17 protein-coding genes are annotated in these 17,245 nt (G+C 36.2%); 1 reads left to right on the plus strand and 16 read right to left on the minus strand.

Features of this window, described 5'->3' with window-relative positions; genetic code table 11:
* Positions 1 to 7: 7 nt before the first annotated feature.
* From murD to DYE19_RS06290, 9 genes are all read right to left on the minus strand, one after another.
* The gene (murD, locus tag DYE19_RS06250; RefSeq protein WP_115322991.1) at positions 8 to 1,312 is read right to left on the minus strand and encodes a UDP-N-acetylmuramoyl-L-alanine--D-glutamate ligase; all 1,305 of its coding nucleotides are present in this window, start codon (positions 1,310 to 1,312) and stop codon (positions 8 to 10) included.
* Positions 1,313 to 1,338: 26 nt separating this feature from the next.
* Positions 1,339 to 2,421: a phospho-N-acetylmuramoyl-pentapeptide-transferase gene (mraY, locus tag DYE19_RS06255; protein ID WP_115322992.1), complete on the minus strand. Its 1,083-nt coding sequence runs from the start codon at positions 2,419 to 2,421 to the stop codon at positions 1,339 to 1,341.
* On the minus strand, positions 2,415 to 3,800 hold the full coding sequence (murF, locus tag DYE19_RS06260; RefSeq protein ID WP_115322993.1) for a UDP-N-acetylmuramoyl-tripeptide--D-alanyl-D-alanine ligase: 1,386 nt from the start codon (positions 3,798 to 3,800) through the stop codon (positions 2,415 to 2,417). Before murF ends, mraY begins: the two co-directional genes overlap by 7 nt.
* Positions 3,793 to 5,277: a UDP-N-acetylmuramoyl-L-alanyl-D-glutamate--2,6-diaminopimelate ligase gene (gene murE, locus DYE19_RS06265; RefSeq protein ID WP_115322994.1), complete on the minus strand. Its 1,485-nt coding sequence runs from the start codon at positions 5,275 to 5,277 to the stop codon at positions 3,793 to 3,795. The genes murF and murE overlap by 8 nt, the downstream gene beginning before the upstream one ends.
* Before the next feature lie 9 nt (positions 5,278 to 5,286).
* Complete coding sequence (gene ftsI / locus DYE19_RS06270; protein WP_049216189.1) at positions 5,287 to 7,101, minus strand: peptidoglycan glycosyltransferase FtsI; 1,815 nt, start codon at positions 7,099 to 7,101, stop codon at positions 5,287 to 5,289.
* A gap of 17 nt (positions 7,102 to 7,118) precedes the next feature.
* Complete coding sequence (gene ftsL, locus DYE19_RS06275) at positions 7,119 to 7,436, minus strand: cell division protein FtsL (protein WP_049216190.1); 318 nt, start codon at positions 7,434 to 7,436, stop codon at positions 7,119 to 7,121.
* Complete coding sequence (rsmH, locus tag DYE19_RS06280) at positions 7,436 to 8,401, minus strand: 16S rRNA (cytosine(1402)-N(4))-methyltransferase RsmH (protein ID WP_115322995.1); 966 nt, start codon at positions 8,399 to 8,401, stop codon at positions 7,436 to 7,438. Before rsmH ends, ftsL begins: the two co-directional genes overlap by 1 nt.
* A gap of 119 nt (positions 8,402 to 8,520) precedes the next feature.
* Positions 8,521 to 8,979: a division/cell wall cluster transcriptional repressor MraZ gene (gene mraZ / locus DYE19_RS06285; protein ID WP_049216192.1), complete on the minus strand. Its 459-nt coding sequence runs from the start codon at positions 8,977 to 8,979 to the stop codon at positions 8,521 to 8,523.
* A 284-nt stretch (positions 8,980 to 9,263) separates the two neighbouring features.
* Positions 9,264 to 10,808 (minus strand): carbon starvation CstA family protein, encoded by a 1,545-nt coding sequence (locus DYE19_RS06290; protein ID WP_115322996.1) that lies wholly within the window; start codon positions 10,806 to 10,808, stop codon positions 9,264 to 9,266.
* A 290-nt stretch (positions 10,809 to 11,098) separates the two neighbouring features.
* Between DYE19_RS06290 and DYE19_RS06295 the strand changes: the two genes are divergently transcribed.
* Positions 11,099 to 11,329, plus strand: coding sequence for a zinc ribbon domain-containing protein (locus DYE19_RS06295; RefSeq protein WP_115322997.1), 231 nt, complete (start codon positions 11,099 to 11,101; stop codon positions 11,327 to 11,329).
* A 76-nt stretch (positions 11,330 to 11,405) separates the two neighbouring features.
* Here DYE19_RS06295 and artM read toward each other — a convergent pair whose 3' ends face one another.
* From artM to pmbA, 7 genes are all read right to left on the minus strand, one after another.
* Positions 11,406 to 12,089: an arginine ABC transporter permease ArtM gene (gene artM / locus DYE19_RS06300; RefSeq protein ID WP_049216195.1), complete on the minus strand. Its 684-nt coding sequence runs from the start codon at positions 12,087 to 12,089 to the stop codon at positions 11,406 to 11,408.
* The gene (artQ, locus tag DYE19_RS06305; RefSeq protein ID WP_115322998.1) at positions 12,089 to 12,760 is read right to left on the minus strand and encodes an arginine ABC transporter permease ArtQ; all 672 of its coding nucleotides are present in this window, start codon (positions 12,758 to 12,760) and stop codon (positions 12,089 to 12,091) included. Before artQ ends, artM begins: the two co-directional genes overlap by 1 nt.
* Before the next feature lie 6 nt (positions 12,761 to 12,766).
* On the minus strand, positions 12,767 to 13,489 hold the full coding sequence (locus tag DYE19_RS06310; RefSeq protein ID WP_049216197.1) for a lysine/arginine/ornithine ABC transporter substrate-binding protein: 723 nt from the start codon (positions 13,487 to 13,489) through the stop codon (positions 12,767 to 12,769).
* A 14-nt stretch (positions 13,490 to 13,503) separates the two neighbouring features.
* Positions 13,504 to 14,235 carry an arginine ABC transporter ATP-binding protein ArtP gene (artP, locus tag DYE19_RS06315; RefSeq protein WP_115322999.1) on the minus strand — a complete coding sequence of 244 codons (732 nt, stop codon included), beginning with the start codon at positions 14,233 to 14,235 and terminating at the stop codon, positions 13,504 to 13,506.
* A 183-nt stretch (positions 14,236 to 14,418) separates the two neighbouring features.
* Positions 14,419 to 15,003, minus strand: coding sequence for a D-sedoheptulose 7-phosphate isomerase (gene lpcA, locus DYE19_RS06320; RefSeq protein WP_115323000.1), 585 nt, complete (start codon positions 15,001 to 15,003; stop codon positions 14,419 to 14,421).
* A 37-nt stretch (positions 15,004 to 15,040) separates the two neighbouring features.
* Entirely contained in the window at positions 15,041 to 15,580 is a 540-nt protein-coding gene (gene hpt / locus DYE19_RS06325; protein WP_049216200.1) for a hypoxanthine phosphoribosyltransferase, read from the minus strand.
* A 234-nt stretch (positions 15,581 to 15,814) separates the two neighbouring features.
* Positions 15,815 to 17,170: a metalloprotease PmbA gene (gene pmbA / locus DYE19_RS06330; protein ID WP_115323001.1), complete on the minus strand. Its 1,356-nt coding sequence runs from the start codon at positions 17,168 to 17,170 to the stop codon at positions 15,815 to 15,817.
* Between the last annotated feature and the right edge of the window lie 75 nt (positions 17,171 to 17,245).

Raw genomic sequence — 17,245 nt, forward strand, 5'->3', positions numbered from 1 at the left:
CGACGACCTAACTTAATTGAGCTAAATGAGTAAATACTTCACCACGTTTTTCAAAACTTGGAAACTGATCTAAACTCGCACAGGCAGGCGACAGTAGCACTATATCGCCTGGCGTTAAATTCAAGCGTAAGTGAGTAATAGCTTGCTCCATAGTGTTAAAAAGTTGGCTTTGCTCTGATAATTTGGCTAATTTCGGACCATCTTGTCCAAAACAATAACAGTAGATATGTGGCTGATTGATTAACTGTGCTAATTCTGAAAAATCAGCACCTTTACCATCCCCTCCTAAGAGCAAATGTAAATTCCCCTCTACTTGTAAACCTGTTAATGCGGCAACAGTACTTCCCACATTTGTTGCTTTAGAGTCATTAATCCAACGCACTCCATGAGCCATATGGGCTAATTGAAAACGATGAGCTAACCCCGCAAAACTACGTAATGCACTACGAATACCGCCTAAATCGATATTAGCTGCTTGTGCCAAAGCTACCGAAGCTAACGCATTCATGTAATTATGGCGACCAACTAATTTCATTTCATCACAAGACAAAATTATTTGCTCTTTTGCCATTAAATATTGCTGACCATTTTCAGTTTTTAACCAATAATCAGCATGCTTTTCACCAAAACTGACAACATTTTTTAAGTATTCCGTTGTCGTTAAAGGATCTTCTATATTAATGATTGCTGTTTTTGTATTGTGATAAATTTTTAGCTTAGCCTGACGATAATCTTCCAAATCAACATAGCGATTCATGTGATCTTCACTCACATTTAATACTGTTGCTGATGTTGCTTGTAAGCTATAAGTCGTTTCTAGTTGAAAGCTAGAGAGCTCTAGGACATAAATATCGTAAACTTCATCTAATAAAGAAAGAGCAGGAATACCAATATTACCTCCCATTCCGACTTTCAGGCCCGCTGCTTTTGCCATTTCTGCAACTAATGAAGTTACGGTACTTTTTCCATTAGATCCTGTAATTGCGATTATTGGTTTATCTGCTTCACGACAAAATAATTCAATATCACCAACGACTTCTATCCCAGCTGCAAGTGCGGTCTGAATTTCAGCTGTTTTAACTGCCAGTCCTGGACTAATCACTATCAAATCACTTTCTAGTAACCATGTCTGATTTAAACTTCCAGTATGTAGTGGTATATATTTTGGTAATTGTTCTGCGCCAGCTGGTTGTTGCCGTGTATCAATAACACGTACATCAGCTTCTTTTGTCACCAAAAAATCAACACAAGATAAACCAGTTTTACCCAATCCAATAACACAGACTTTTTTATTTTTATAAGAAGTTTGCATGGTTTTTCTCTTATCATTTTCTATCATTAACGCAGTTTTAAAGTTACTAAACCAATTAAAACAAGCATTAAAGAAATAATCCAAAAGCGTACAATGACACGAGGCTCTGGCCATCCTTTTAACTCAAAATGATGGTGAATAGGTGCCATACGAAAAATACGTTGTTTACGTAATTTATAAGAGCCGACTTGTAAAATCACCGATAATGTTTCAACGACAAAAACACCACCCATAATCACTAATAAAAACTCTTGACGTACTAATACTGCAACAACACCTAATGCACCACCAAGCGCAAGAGACCCAACATCGCCCATAAACACTTGAGCTGGATATGTATTAAACCACAGAAAACCTAGCCCAGCCCCGACAATAGCAGTACAAAATACAACTAATTCAGCGCTAAATTTAATATAAGGAATATGCAAATACTCAGCAAAATTAATGTTACCTGTTGCCCATGCAATTAGCGCAAATGCACCTGCGACAAAAACTGTTGGCATAATCGCTAAGCCGTCTAAACCATCGGTTAAATTCACAGCATTACTCGTACCAACAATCACAAAATAAGCTAGTACAATATAGAATAAACCTAATTGAGGCATAACTTCTTTAAAAAACGGTACGACCAAACGTGTTGCATCAGTATCTTTACCTAAGGCGTACATGCCAAAAATAGCCACTAGCGCAATGGCAGATAACCAAAAATATTTCCAACGCGCAATCAAACCATCGGTATTTTTACGTGTAATTTTACGATAATCATCGACAAAACCTACTGCACCATACCCCAGTAACACAAACAAACTAAACCAAATATAAGGATTGGCTAAGTTTGCCCATAAAATAGTACTCACCCCAATAGAAAATAAAATCATCACACCACCCATTGTTGGCGTGCCGCGCTTACTAAAATGACTTTCTGGACCATCATTACGCACTTCTTGACCAAATTTTAATAGTTGTAAACGACGAATCACTTTTGGACCAATCCATAACGACAACAAAAGTGCTGTTAGTAATGCAAGAATTGCACGTACTGTAATATAAGAAATCACATTAAATCCACTGTGATATTGCTGTAAAAACTCACCGAGCCAGACTAACATACAAAATTATCCTTCAAAGTATTAATCACATCTTCCATTTTCATTCGACGTGATCCTTTTGCTAACAATACAATTTTTTGATTTTGTTGTAATTTTTCTTTAATCAAAGTCATTAAATAAGCACAAAGTTCAGCTTTTTCAGTAAAATGTTGCCCAAAACAAGCCTGAGAAATAGATGCACTTTCTGAGCCAAAAGATAACACTAGTTCTAATTCCGCCGCTTTTGCATAATTTGCAACTTGCTGATGACAAAATTGTGTATTTTCGCCTAATTCTGCCATATCGCCAACCACTAAAATGCGAAAAGCTGAATATTTTTTTAGCACATTAATCGCAGATTGTAATGAGTCTACATTCGCATTATAAGTATCATCTAATAACAGTAAATTAGTGCAAGGCTGTATAGGAAATAAACGTCCTTTGACTTGTGAGCGCACTTCTAAACCTTGTTTAACCTGTTCTAAATTTGCACCGACATTCATTGTTAATGCTGTGGCTGCTAATGCATTTTTTATATTATGTTCACCTAAATAAGGTAACTTAATTTGTATTTGCCCAGCTGGAGTGTGCAAATCAAATACTGAGCCAGACTCACTAAACCGAATGTTATCAGCATAAAAATCTGCTTCCGTATCTTGATATGCAAAATATTGTCTTTGACGCTCGCCAATCTCTGACGCCCACATCGACGCACTGTAATCATGATCTTTATTAATAATCGCAATACCATTTGCTGGTAAACCACGAAAGATTTCTCCTTTCGCCTTTGCTACGCCGTCAAGACTGCCAAATCCTTCTAAATGTGCGGCTGCAACATTATTCACTAACGCTACATTCGGCTGAACTAAATCGGTAGTATAAGCAATTTCACCTTGATGATTCGCGCCAAGTTCAATCACTGCGAAGCGATGTTGTTCCGTCAAGCGTAATAAAGTTAAAGGTACCCCAATGTCATTGTTAAAATTGCCTTGTGTAAACAAAACTTTGTCAAAACCGACCGCACTTTGTAAGATACTGGCTGTCATTTCTTTCACCGTAGTTTTACCTGATGAGCCTGTCATCGCAACGGTTAAAGGTGAAATAGCAGTTTTCACCCATTTTGCTAATTTTCCTAAAGCAAGACGTGTATCTTCAACAATAAGCTGCGGTACCGAAAGTTCTAAATTAACTTGTTCAACAACTAATGCACAAGCACCTTGCTCAATCGCTTGGCCTAAATAATTGTGCGCATCAAAATGCTCGCCTTTTAGTGCGAAAAAAAGACTTTCACTTACGGCTTGACGTGTATCAGTATTAATACTTTGTATTACTACATCGGGGCTACCTACAAGTCGTGCATGTAAAATGTCAGCCAATTGGTTTGTTGTTAGTTTAAGCATCTTGATAACTCATATTAAAATATTTTCTAACGGTTTCTTGATCAGAAAAATGCTGCTTTTGTTTTCCGATAATTTGATAATCTTCATGCCCCTTGCCTGCGATCAAAATCACATCATCTTTTGCTGCATGTTGAATAGCAAAAGCAATCGCTTTTTCACGATCATTAATGACATCTACAATATTTGGTGCAATAAAACCAGCTAAAATATCCTTAATAATCTGAGTAGGTGACTCAGTACGAGGATTATCATCCGTCACAATGACATTATCTGCGAATTGTTCAGCAATTTTTGCCATTAAAGGGCGTTTACCACGATCACGATCGCCACCACAGCCAAATACACACCACAACTGACCATGACAATGTAAACGAGCCGCTTGTAATGCCTTCTCCAAGGCATCTGGCGTATGAGCATAGTCTACAATCGCAGTGGCACATTGTTCTGTATTTAACATTTCCATACGTCCACAAACGCCTGTTAATTGCGAGACTGAACTCACTAATTGTGACATCTCATAACCTAATGAAAGTAAGGTGGCCAAAACAAGTAATAAATTACTCACATTAAATTCACCAATCAAATGGCTTTGTAACTTACCACTACCCCAGCTTGACTCAAACTGAATCACTGCACCTTGATGTGTAAAATCAACATGTGTTGCTTTTAGCCATTTTGCTTGGTTAGTTTGAAAATCGGGAAAACGACTTACTGCCACGGCATCTGGTAACTCTTTCAACCAAGTAATGCCCATTTCATCATCTGCATTAATAACTTGATATTTTGGCTTTAATTCAGTAAATAAACGTTTTTTTGCTAATGCGTAATTTTCCATCGTATGATGGTAGTCAAGATGGTCACGGCTCAAATTTGTAAAAATTGCAACATCAAAATCAAGTGCCTCAACACGATGTTGTACGAGTCCATGCGAAGACACTTCAATTGCAGCAAAATCAGCACCTTGCTTTACAAATTGAGCTAATGAAGATTGAATTTCAACAGCAGATCCTGTCGTATTAGCAGCTTCTTTTACTTGCCCCCAAAGCCCATTTCCAATAGTTCCCATAACAGCACTTTTATGCCCAAGCAATGTTGTCCACTGAGCTAAAAGTTGTGAGATTGTGGTTTTACCATTCGTTCCCGTCACGCCAACTAAAGTTAGTCCTTGTGAAGGATGGTTGTAAAAAAGATTAGCTAACTGTGATAAATGCTGACTCAGTTGATAAAAAGAAATGATAGGAACATCTTGTTCAAAACGAACTTGCAAATGTTGTGTTGGTATATCAGCTTCAGATAATACAGCACGTGCACCATTTTCAATCGCTTGTGCAATGTAGTAACGACCATCTACTTGATGCCCTTTTAGAGCAACAAAAAGACAGCCTTGCTGTACAGCTCGACTGTCTAAAATCATTTCCGTAAGTTCAATGTTTGGGGCAAGTTCAACTTGCCCCAAAAGTGCGGTCAATTTTCGCATAATTTTTTCTTAATTAGTTTTTGTTCCATTATCACTATTCAAACGTACAACACGTCTTGCTGTTTTCTCTTGTGGCATTGCATCAGGTGGAATATTATTGGTTCTCAAAGCATAACCCATAATATTTGAGAACACTGGTGCTGAAATTGCGCCACCGTAATATTGACCTGCTTTGGGATCATTAATTAACACAATCAAAGCATAACGAGGATCTGAAATAGGCGCGACGCCTGCAGTATAAGCAATATATTTATCTACATAGCGACCATTCTCAAGTTTTTTTGCCGTTCCTGTTTTAATCCCAACACGGTATCCTTCTACCATTGCTTTTTTATTTTTAATCGCTACTTTTTCCATCATATTCACTACTTCACGTGTAATTTTTTCAGAATACACACGCTGACCAATAACTGGAGGATCAACTTTAGTGATAGAAAGTGGACGATAAATACCAAAGCTGCCTAACGTCACATAAGCTCGTGCGATTTGTAATGGTGTAGCGTTGATACCATAACCATAAGCAACGTTAGCACGTTCAATATCAGACCAACGTTTACGGTTTGCATTTAGTAAGCCTGATTGCTCACCGATTAGACCTAGATCCGTTGGTTTCCCTAAGCCCGCATTCATATAAGTTTCCATTAATGCATTTGGCGGCATACGCAACGCTAATCGACTTACACCACGGTTACTTGAATGTTCTAAAATCCCATCTAATGTCAACTGATCGCGAGGCGCAACATCTCTTATTTCATGTCCATTCAGAACTAAAGGACCCGTATTAATAATCTCATTACGCTTTGCTGCCCCGCGCTGCAATGCAGCAAGTACGACAAAAGGTTTTACTGTCGAGCCAGGTTCAAAAGTATCCGTAATTGCACGGTTACGCATTAAATCAGCCTTCACACCAACACGATTATTTGGGTTATAAGAAGGCGCATTTGCCATGGCTAATACTTCACCCGTACGAACATCGACTAATACAGCTGTACCAGATTCTGCTTTATTTTCTGCAACTGCTTTTTTAATCTCACGATAGACCATGGATTGTAATTTTTCATCAATACTTAAAGTAACATCTTGAGCATCATATTTTTTAACATCAGCAATATTCTCAACAATATTGCCAAATTTATCTTTACGATAAGTCCGAGAGCCCGATCTTCCGATCAACAATGAATTAAAACTCTTTTCAATTCCTTCAATCCCTTCACCATCAATATTGGTGTAGCCAATCAAATGAGCGACTTCCTCAACACGTGGGTAAAAACGACGAGCTTCATTTTTCAACACAATGCCTTTTAATTTCAATTCTCTAACATAATCAGCAACGGTTGGTGACACTTGGCGTGAAAGATAGACAAAACGTGATTTTGGATTTTTTTCAATACGCTTAATAATTTCACTATAAGAAACCCCTAAAGCCTCAGCTAAAGCTTTCCAACGCTCTTTATCTACTAAAGAATTTTTCTCAAAAATATCTTTAGGATCAGCAACAATAGAATACATTGGTACACTAACTGAGAGTAATTGTCCGTGACGATCTAAAATTGAACCTCTTACAGACTGAATTTCTTGTGTGCGTAAAGAACGTTTATCCGCTTCATCTGCTAACGAATCAGCATTAATAATTTGTACATTTGCTGCTTTACCAATTAACACGACTAAGCAGCTCATAATTACTGCTAACGAGAAAAAATAACGCCATTTCAAAAAACTGTTTTCATAAACGACTTTCGGTTTATTCAGTTTAATCGCATCATTTTTTGCAATTTTTACACTCTTTGCTCGTTTGATTTTCTTTGTCGTATTAAATTTAACCATACTGTTATCCTCAAATATTACTCTAGGATCAACACTTCTTGTTCTGGTTGAACTCGCTTCATACCTAATTGACTCGCAATCGCCTCAATACGCGTATTATCACTTTGCGTTGCTTCTTCTAATTTTAAATTCAAATATTCATTTTCAAGAGCTTGATGTTCTAAGACTAACTGCCCTTTTTCAGCAACTAAAATACGTGTCTGGTGTGTCATCCAAATCGTCGCTAATGCTGTAATCACAATCAATAACAATAAAGCCATAATCGTTTTATTTGCATGAAATAAATCTTCTAAAATAATATTTTGTAGCGGATAGCGATCATTATTTTCTAGCATTAAATCTTCTCCGCGATACGTAATACGGCACTTCTTGAACGAGGATTGTAAGCTTGTTCTTGTTCACTTGGCATAATTGCTTTACCAATAGTCTTTAACGTTTGTGTACGTTTAATTTGGTCATCGCGTAATGGTAAACCTTTTGGTAGATTCTCACCTTTACTTTGCTTGCGCATGAAGTGTTTCACCATGCGATCTTCGAGTGAGTGAAAGCTGATGATAGATAGACGGCCTTTTTTTGCTAATACTGCTAATGCTGATTGCAGTACACTTTCTAACTCATCTAATTCAGAATTAATAAAAATACGAATAGCCTGAAAAGTTCGCGTAGCAGGGTGTTTATGCTTATCTTTAAAAGGCACAGTATTAGCAATAAGCTCTGCTAGCTGTAATGTTCGAGTCAAAGGTTCAGTACCATTTTGTAACGCACTTTTGTTGTAGCTAACGACAGCATGAGCAATACGCTTAGCAAAACGCTCTTCACCAAAAGTTTTTAGTACCCAAGCCAAATCCTGCTCTGAGACTTGCTGTAACCACTGAGCTGCAGATTGACCCTGTGTCGTATCCATTCGCATATCTAATGGACCATCCTTCATAAAACTAAAACCACGTTCAGCCTCATCAAGTTGTGGAGAAGATACGCCCAGATCTAATAAAATACCGTCTATCTTGCCTACTAGCCCTAATCTTTCACAAATTGCTGGAATCGCAGAAAAACTGTTATGTTCAATATGAAAACGTGGATCTTCAATTTTATTTGCTTCAACAATAGCTCGTGGGTCACGATCAATCGCAATTAAACGACCATCATCTGCAAGCTGAGAAAGGATTAAACGAGAATGCCCACCTCGTCCGAATGTACCATCAATATAAATACCTTTTTCTTTCAATGCCAAACCATCAACCGCCTCATGCAATAAAACGGTGATATGTTCAGATGATGAAAAAGTATTTTGCGTATTCATAACAATTACCAATGGTACAAAAATAAAAAGGATAAATATTTAAGGTAAGATAATGCGGTGCTAAGCACCGCTTATCTTTTGCTAGTGCTGCTGTTCTATTGTGAGAAAAATATCTTTCTTTATAATGACAGCATTTTTAATTCTTCAGATAGTGCAAATTGGCCACTTGCACCTAACGCCATATCTTTTTCAATTTGAGCTTGCCATTCTGCATCGCTCCAAATTTCAAATTTATTTAATTGCCCAACAAGCATGAGGCTTTTTTCTAATTTAGCGTGATGGCGTAATGGACCACTAATTAAAATACGTCCAGCACTATCTAACTCACATTCGGTGGCATAACCTAACATGACGCGTTGTAAACTACGTTGATTTGGATCGAAATTTGATAGTGCTAAAAGTTTTTGCTCGACTAATTCCCATTCTTTTAATGGATAAAGTAACAAACAAGGTTGGCGAATATCCACAGTGCAGACCATTTGACCAGCATTCTGTTCTAGGATTTCAGCACGATAACGGGTCGGGATCGCAATACGACCTTTCGAATCTAAGTTAACTGCTGACGCGCCACGAAACATCATTGTTTCCCTTTTGTGATTGTTACAAGATGAAATTTAGGAATTTTTGCCAACTTTTACCACAAAACTCCACTTATTACCACTTTTATTAAGTTTATTATTAGTTTGCTTAACTTGCAAGCAATTTAATAATTTCAGGCGTAAAGTTTTGTATATTTTTCATTAGTTCCAAAAGGAAGCAATACAATATCCCGCAATGAAAAAACTCATAAGAAAAAACAATAAAAAAACACCCTATCATCAATATAGATGATAGGGTGTGGTAAATACTTAAAGTAAATTGATTATTGTTTAACTAAATCATCTACCAATGCGTCTGGATCACCTTTGGCAATTGGTTTCAATACAGTAAAGAATAAGATGCTACAAAATACAGTTAAACCTAAACCAATATAAACTGAAAGTTGATAATCTAAGTTGAAACCAATTTTGTTGTAAGCTAAATATGTGAAACATACTGTGCTGATAAACATCGCAGGTAAAGTACATACCCAATGGAATTTACCATAACGGAATAAGTAAGCAGCAGCAGTCCATAACATAACCATTGCAGTTGTTTGGTTTGCCCAGCTGAAATAACGCCATAATACGCTAAAGTCAATTTTCGATACGATAAAACCTAAGACGAATAATGGGACAGCAATCACCAAACGTTTAACCAATGTTTTTTGTTCAAATTTGAAGAACTCAGCAATAATCAAACGTGCCGCACGGAAAGCAGTATCACCAGACGTAATTGGTAACACAACAACACCTAAAATTGCAAACACACCACCGACAGCACCTAAAAAGTAAATTGAAGAATCATAAACAACTTTTGATGGTGAACCTGCTGCAATAGCGGCTTGTAATTCTGTTGGATCTTGGTAGAAACTTAAACCTACTGCACACCATACCAAGGCAATCACACCCTCTGCAATCATTGCGCCATAAAAAATGAAACGCCCTTCTTTTTCATTTTGAGCACAACGTGCCATCAATGGTGTTTGTGTAGCATGGAAACCTGATAAAGCACCACAAGAAATAGTTAAGAATAATAATGGCCAGATTGGTAAATCACCTTTTGGTTGTAGATTTTGGAAGAATTTCTCAAAATCTAAGCCACCGACTGTGCGGAAAAACTCGATTGGTTCTGCAGAGTTTAAATGGCTACTGACCAAACCATACATCATACCAAATGTCATAAAGAGTAATAATGCACCAAATAGAGGATAAATACGACCAATGATTTTATCAATTGGTAATAATGTCGCAACGATATAATAAACAAAGATGATTGTCGTCCAGATCACTAAGACTGTCGCAGCGTCATAACCAAATACAGTTGCTGCTGCACCTGCACTTTCAACAACACCTAAATTGTCCATAGTAATGGTACTTAATAATTTTGCAGGACTCGCAACAAATACCACACCAACTAAAAGTAATAACACTACTGCAAGTAAATTAATAAATGCTTTTACTGGTGCACCTAAATAGCGACCAGCTAATGTTGGCATAGACGCACCACCATTACGAACACTCAACATACCACAGAAATAATCATGTACAGCACCTGCAAAAATACAACCAATCACAATCCACAACATAGCGACAGGCCCATATAGTGCCCCTAGGATTGGACCAAAAATAGGCCCCGTACCAGCAATATTTAATAATTGAATTAACCAAATTTTCTTAGTTGACATTGGCATATAGTCAACACCATCATTCATGCTGTAAGCTGGTGTTGTCTTTTTCGGATTGATCACAAAGACCTTTTCAATAAATTTTCCGTATACAAAATAACCAAGCAGCAAGATTGCAACACAAAAGAAGAACCATAACATAATGAAGTACCTATTTTAATAGATTAAATATTTGAACAACTTTTCTTATAAAAAGCCCTGTGTATTTTATTTCACTTGTTACAAGCAAGTAAACTGTATAATAAATTAGCATCACAAAATATTTACAACTTTGTGACACCTATCACGATTTAAACACTTATCTATTTCCTTTAATATAAGATCGATTGCTTTAACTAGGCTATTTTTGTTTAAAATTTGTAAAAAAATAACCGCACTTTTCATAGTGCTATGATAGGATTTGAAGAAAAAAATAATAAAGAGAGGAAAAAATGGCTTTACATCGTTGTCCTGAATGTCGACACAAAGTGAGTGATAGTGCAGTAAGTTGCCCTAATTGTGGTTTTTCATTTAAGGAAGAGGACTTAGCTCTTTATCGACAAAAATTAGAAGAACGACGTCTACATAACGAAGAAATAAATAAACAAAGTGCTAAACTACATATAGTGTGGTTCATCATTTTTGCGTTAGTTATTAGTATTGCAAGCTGGATTGTAAATTAACTGCCTATTTATCAATAAAAAAGCGAATTTTAAACAAAATTCGCTTTTTTCCTACTGTTCGTCTCTCTCCGCTCAGTTATGCTTTTTCAGCCTCTAAACGTTCAAATGCAAGTACTTTTGTTTCAAGTTTTCTTAATAACACTGTCGCAATTGCAGTAATAGCTAAATAAATTGCACCAGCAATACCATAAATAGTTAAGGCGTCATATTCCGTGCCATAAAGTTGTCGAGCATAGCCCATAATATCCATAATAGTGATAGTAGAAGCTAATGCAGTACCTTTAAATACTAAAATAATTTCATTAGTATAAGATGGCAATGCACGTTTTAGGGCATAAGGCATTAAAATTTTCAATGTTTCTAAACGAGTAAAGCCCAATGCAGCACAGCTCTCCCACTGCCCTTTACCAATTGCTTTGACTGCACCATGAAAAAGTTGAGTTGAATAAGCTGCACTGTTTAATGCTAATGTCAACATTGCACAAAACCATGCATCAGATAACAATGGCCATAATGCACTATCCACTATCCATTGAAACTGCCCAGGACCTGAATAAATCAAGAAAAACTGAACTAATAATGGCGTACCTGTAAATAAAGTGAGATAAACATTAATCGCACATTTAATTAATTTATTACCAATAGATAAACCAAAAGTGAATAGCAATGCTAGTAGAAACGCAATAGCCAAAGAAACAACCGTCAACACTAAACTCGTTGGAATACCTTGAATAATCACCATAAAATATTCTTGAAACATTATTTCACCTCTCGCTCAAAATGAGTAAAACGCAGTTCCAACTTACGAATAATAAACTGACTTACTAAAGTGATCACTAAATACAATAATGCAGAGATGCCATACCAAGTAAAAGGTTGGTGCGTAACAGTATTAATTAATTCAGCTTGGCGCATTAAATCTTCTACTCCAATTAAAGAAACAAGTGCAGTATCCTTTAATAAGACGAGCCATTGATTACTTAATCCAGGTAGTGCATGACGCCAAACTTGTGGCATCACAATATGAATAAAAGTATAACCACGACTTAATCCTAAAGCTGCCCCAGACTCCCACTGTCCCAGAGGAATTGCTTGAATTGCACCACGTAGCGATTGAGAAGCATAAGCGGCAAAAATAATAGAAAGTGCAAATACACCACAACTAAAAGCACTAAATTGGATAAATTCACCCGTTATAAATTCAACTACTTCAGTTGAGCCAAAATAAATTAGCAATACAACAAGAATCTCAGGTAAGCCACGTAATAATGTCACTACAATAGAAGTTGGCTTACGAATCAATGTCCATTTACTTGTTTCTAACACAACGAATAGCACAGACAAAATAAGACCAACAATTAATGAACAAAGCGCTAACCCTAAGGTCATTAGGGTTGCGCTATACATCAAAGAAAGATAATCAAAAAACATAATCGATTATTTTGTCATCCATTTATCATAAATTTTTTGGTATTCACCATTTGCTTTAATGACCGCTAATCCTTTATTAAGATCAGCCAATAATTCTTTACTTGCTTTATTTACAGCAATACCAAAACCATTACCAAAATATTTTTGGTTCGTCACTTTATCACCAATAAAGGCAAGATTTTCTTCTTTCTGTAACATATCAACCAATACTGCCGTATCACCAAAAATGACATCAATACGACCATTTTTCAAATCAAGTATTGCATTTTGTAAACTTGCATAAGGTACTGGTTGATATTGTTTTGCTTCAGCAACAATATATTGCTGATAAGTTGTGCCATTTTGCACACCTACTTTTTTTACTTGAGCTAAATCAGTAAACTTATCTTTTACTGTAATAAAGCTCGTTGAACTGTCGTAATAAGGCTCACTAAAACTTACTTGTTTTGCGCGAGCTTCTGTAATATCAATGGCAGAAATTGCAGCATCAAAATGTTTAGAACGTAACCCTGTAATTAAACTATCAAACGCTTGTCCTTTAAAATGACAGGTTGCTTGGATTTCTTTACAAATTGCATTAGCAATATCCACATCAAAACCAATAATTTCTCCCTTCTCATTAGTTAACTCAAATGGTGGATAACTTGGCTCCATTGCAAAAGTAATGTCTTTAGCTGTCGTAGCAAATGCGGTGCTTGCTAAAAGTGCGGTTAAAAGTAATTTTTTCATGTTGTGTCCTTATTTTAGTGTGATAAATATTGTTTAAATTGCTCTGTTTTAGGGTGCTCAAAACAGCTTACATCGCCCATTTCAATAATATGTCCTTGTTCCATATAGACAACTTTCGTTGCTACTTTCTTAGCGACCGACACCTCATGAGTAACAATAACTTGAGTAATGCCCGTCTGCTGTAATTCTTTAATAATATCCACAACTTGTGCTGTAATCTCTGGATCAAGTGCAGCAGTCGGTTCATCAAATAACAACACTTGTGGTTTCATCATCAAAGCTCTAGCAATTGCCACACGTTGTTGTTGTCCTCCAGATAAATGTAATGGAAAACGATCTGCAAATTGTTCCAAACGTAAACGTTTCAATAATTCTAATGCTTGTTTTCTCGCAGATTGATCATCTAACTTCAATACTTTTTTAGGTGCTTCAATTAAATTCTCAATTACGGTCAAATGTGGCCATAAATTATATTGTTGAAACACCATTCCAACATCTTGGCGTAAACGACAAATTTGATTTGGATTAGTCATAGCTACTGATAAATCAAATTTATTCTTTGCAATGACTAATTCTCCTGAAGTAGGCACTTCTAATAAATTCAATGTGCGGATTAATGTACTTTTTCCTGCACCACTTGGACCTAATAATACCACAGTATCCCCTTCCTCTGCTGTAAGGCTAATATCAAACAATGCTTGGGAAGATCCATAAAAAAAGTTTAAATTTTTAACGCTAATTGCCATTACTTAAAAATCTCTATATTTTCAATACTGAAATAATATTAATATTTATTGCATAATTATGCAAATAAAATTTGTATAAAAATTTATCATGAATAAAAAAATCCTCAACCATACTTATGGTTGAGGAACGTTTTATATAAAAAGTAAAAAATTGACCACACTTTTATGTTGTCGAAGCAAAAACTATTTCTCTTTTGCCATCTCAAATTCAATTAACATCATTAAAATATGGATAACTTTAATATGAATTTCTTGGATTCTATCTGCATAACCAAAATGAGGAACTCTAATTTCAACATCAGCCAAGCCCGCCATTTTTCCGCCATCTTTACCTGTTAATGCAATCACTTTCATGCCTTTCTCTTTTGCCGCTTGAATAGCATTTAAAATATTTTTTGAGTTGCCAGATGTAGATAGCCCAAATAATACATCACCTTTTTGACCCACTGCTTCAACATAACGTGAAAAAACATAGTCATAACCAAAATCGTTACTCACACAGCTTAAATGACTCACATCTGAAATAGCAATAGCAGGATAACCGGGGCGGTTTTCTCGATAACGTCCTGTTAGCTCTTCAGCAAAATGCATCGCATCACAATGTGACCCACCATTACCACAAGATAACACTTTTCCACCTTGCTTAAAGCTATCCGAAATTAACAACGCCGCTTGCTGAATTAATTTCATGTTAGTTTCATCATTTATAAACTTATCCAAAACTGCTGCCGCTTCATTTAACTCTGCTTTAATTTGCTCAAAATACATAAGTTCTCCTTTTTAAATTTAATTTTCAAAAATCATTTTATTCTTCTAAAACAACATGACCAATGTAACCTAAATTACGATAACGTTGTGCATAATCAATACCATAACCTACCACAAACTCATCGGGAATAGTAAAGCCAACCCACTCCACAGGAACCTCAACTTCACGACGAGATGGTTTATCAAGTAGAGTACAAATGGTAAGAGAAGCTGGATCGCGTAATTTCAAGATCTCACGTACTTTTTGTAAGGTATAGCCTGTATCAATAATATCTTCAACAATCAAAACATGTTCATCTCGAATATCACCATCTAAATCTTTACTGATTTTTACATCATGGTTAGTTGTCATTCCACTGCCATAGCTTGAAGTTGTCATAAATTCAATTTCAACTGGTAAATTAATTTCACGGACTAAATCCGCCATAAACATAAATGAACCACGTAAAAGTCCAACAACGATCAATTTATCTACTGCTTTTTGTTGGTAATACTGCGTAATTTCACGACCAAGTTCTTGAATACGTGCACGAACTTTCTCTTCTGAGATTAAAATACCAACATGATGTTTTTTCATTTTGTTTTACCTTATATAGGAATTGTAAAAATGCATTCTACAAAAAAAAGGCTGAAGTTTAAACCTTCAGCCCACAAATACCCTAACGAATTTACTTTCTACTCTACCTGTTTGGAGTATGACCCTAACTGAAAACGACCTACTCTATCATTTCCAACCGAATCTCTAACAGATGTGTGTATCTTAGCAAATAATTCACTATTGTCAATAGGAATCATTCTCATTTTTAAAAAATTAATCCCCTGATATTTTCAAACTTTCTACCAAAATTGATCCCGTTTGAATATTAGATCGATGCTCAATATCATCAGAGACAGCAATCAGATTACCTAACATTTCTTTCAATTGCCCTGCAATTGTAATTTCAGCCACAGGATATTGAATCTCACCATTTTCAATCCAAAAACCTGCGGCACCACGTGAATAGTCACCTGTCACTAAATTTACTCCCTGTCCCATTAGTTCAGTGACAAGTAACCCCGTTCCCATTTGACGTAATAAAGCTTGCAGTCCGCCCATTACATTGGGTTTCACTAGCCAATTATGGATACCACCAGCATGTCCTGTGCTTTGCATACCTAGTTTTTTACCACTATAACTGGTTAAAAGATAAGTTTGTAGAATCCCTTTTTCAATAATTTCACGACTCTGAGTACGTACCCCTTCACTATCAAAAGGAGATGAGGCTAATTGCCCAATTAAATGTGGACGCTCACTGATCTGAAACCAATCGGGTAAGACTTGTTTGCCTAAATGATCTAATAAAAAACTGGCTTTACGATATAAACTTCCCCCACTAATTGCAGCAGCTAAATGACTAATTAAACCTGTTGCTACATCATTTATAAAGATAACGGGTACTTGTTGTGTAGCTAACTTCTGAGGTTGTAGGCGTGCTAACACTTTCTGTGCACAATTTTGTCCGACCCAATTAGCACTTTCTAAGTGGTTTATATTACGTGAAATAGTATATTCATAATCACGTTCTAATTGTTCTTCAGCACTAGCAATAACAGAACAAGAGAGGGAATAACGGCTTGATAAATAACTTTGCAACATACCATGGCTGTTACCATATACACGTACGCCACTATGTGAGTTAAATGCCGCACCTTCACTATTAACAATACGCTTATCATATTCTAAAGCGGCTTGTTCTGTTGTTAAAGCTAACTCTACCGCACGATCAACATCCATGTCTGCAGCATGGTATAAGTCTAGATTTGGTGCATCAAATGCCATTAATTCATGCGCAGCTAAACCTGCGCATTCATCAGGTGAAGTATGTTTAGCAATTGCTAATGCAGCCTCTACAGCATTTTTAATTGCATCATGGCTTAAATCAGAAGTAGAAGCATTACCTTTTTGATGCCCTAAATAGACAGAAATACCTAATGCCCCATCATTATTAAATTCAACATTTTCAATCTCTTGTAAGCGTGTTGACACAGATAAACCACTGACTTTAGTCACTGCCACTTCGGCCGTTGCGCCAGCTTTTTGTGCAATTTCGACTGCATAGCTCACAGCCTCCCTCAATTCTTGCTCTTGTTGCTGTAAAAGTGCGGTTGCTTTCTCAGTATTTTTCATATTGATTCCTTCAAACAAATTTATGGCATTTTATCCTATTTTAGATTTTCATGCTAAAATGTTAGCTTATTTTTG

Origin of the sequence: Pasteurella canis (genome assembly GCF_900454865.1) — a bacterium.
In the GTDB taxonomy this organism is placed as follows: domain Bacteria; phylum Pseudomonadota; class Gammaproteobacteria; order Enterobacterales; family Pasteurellaceae; genus Pasteurella; species Pasteurella canis.

Coding starts and splice junctions, on each gene's coding strand:
- murD (WP_115322991.1), bottom strand. CDS start 1,312: ATGCAAACTTCTTATAAAAATAAAAAAGTCTGTGTTATTGGATTGGGT.
- mraY (WP_115322992.1), bottom strand. CDS start 2,421: ATGTTAGTCTGGCTCGGTGAGTTTTTACAGCAATATCACAGTGGATTT.
- murF (WP_115322993.1), bottom strand. CDS start 3,800: ATGCTTAAACTAACAACAAACCAATTGGCTGACATTTTACATGCACGA.
- murE (WP_115322994.1), bottom strand. CDS start 5,277: ATGCGAAAATTGACCGCACTTTTGGGGCAAGTTGAACTTGCCCCAAAC.
- ftsI (WP_049216189.1), bottom strand. CDS start 7,101: ATGGTTAAATTTAATACGACAAAGAAAATCAAACGAGCAAAGAGTGTA.
- ftsL (WP_049216190.1), bottom strand. CDS start 7,436: ATGCTAGAAAATAATGATCGCTATCCGCTACAAAATATTATTTTAGAA.
- rsmH (WP_115322995.1), bottom strand. CDS start 8,401: ATGAATACGCAAAATACTTTTTCATCATCTGAACATATCACCGTTTTA.
- mraZ (WP_049216192.1), bottom strand. CDS start 8,979: ATGTTTCGTGGCGCGTCAGCAGTTAACTTAGATTCGAAAGGTCGTATT.
- DYE19_RS06290 (WP_115322996.1), bottom strand. CDS start 10,808: ATGTTATGGTTCTTCTTTTGTGTTGCAATCTTGCTGCTTGGTTATTTT.
- DYE19_RS06295 (WP_115322997.1), top strand. CDS start 11,099: ATGGCTTTACATCGTTGTCCTGAATGTCGACACAAAGTGAGTGATAGT.
- artM (WP_049216195.1), bottom strand. CDS start 12,089: ATGTTTCAAGAATATTTTATGGTGATTATTCAAGGTATTCCAACGAGT.
- artQ (WP_115322998.1), bottom strand. CDS start 12,760: ATGTTTTTTGATTATCTTTCTTTGATGTATAGCGCAACCCTAATGACC.
- DYE19_RS06310 (WP_049216197.1), bottom strand. CDS start 13,489: ATGAAAAAATTACTTTTAACCGCACTTTTAGCAAGCACCGCATTTGCT.
- artP (WP_115322999.1), bottom strand. CDS start 14,235: ATGGCAATTAGCGTTAAAAATTTAAACTTTTTTTATGGATCTTCCCAA.
- lpcA (WP_115323000.1), bottom strand. CDS start 15,003: ATGTATTTTGAGCAAATTAAAGCAGAGTTAAATGAAGCGGCAGCAGTT.
- hpt (WP_049216200.1), bottom strand. CDS start 15,580: ATGAAAAAACATCATGTTGGTATTTTAATCTCAGAAGAGAAAGTTCGT.
- pmbA (WP_115323001.1), bottom strand. CDS start 17,170: ATGAAAAATACTGAGAAAGCAACCGCACTTTTACAGCAACAAGAGCAA.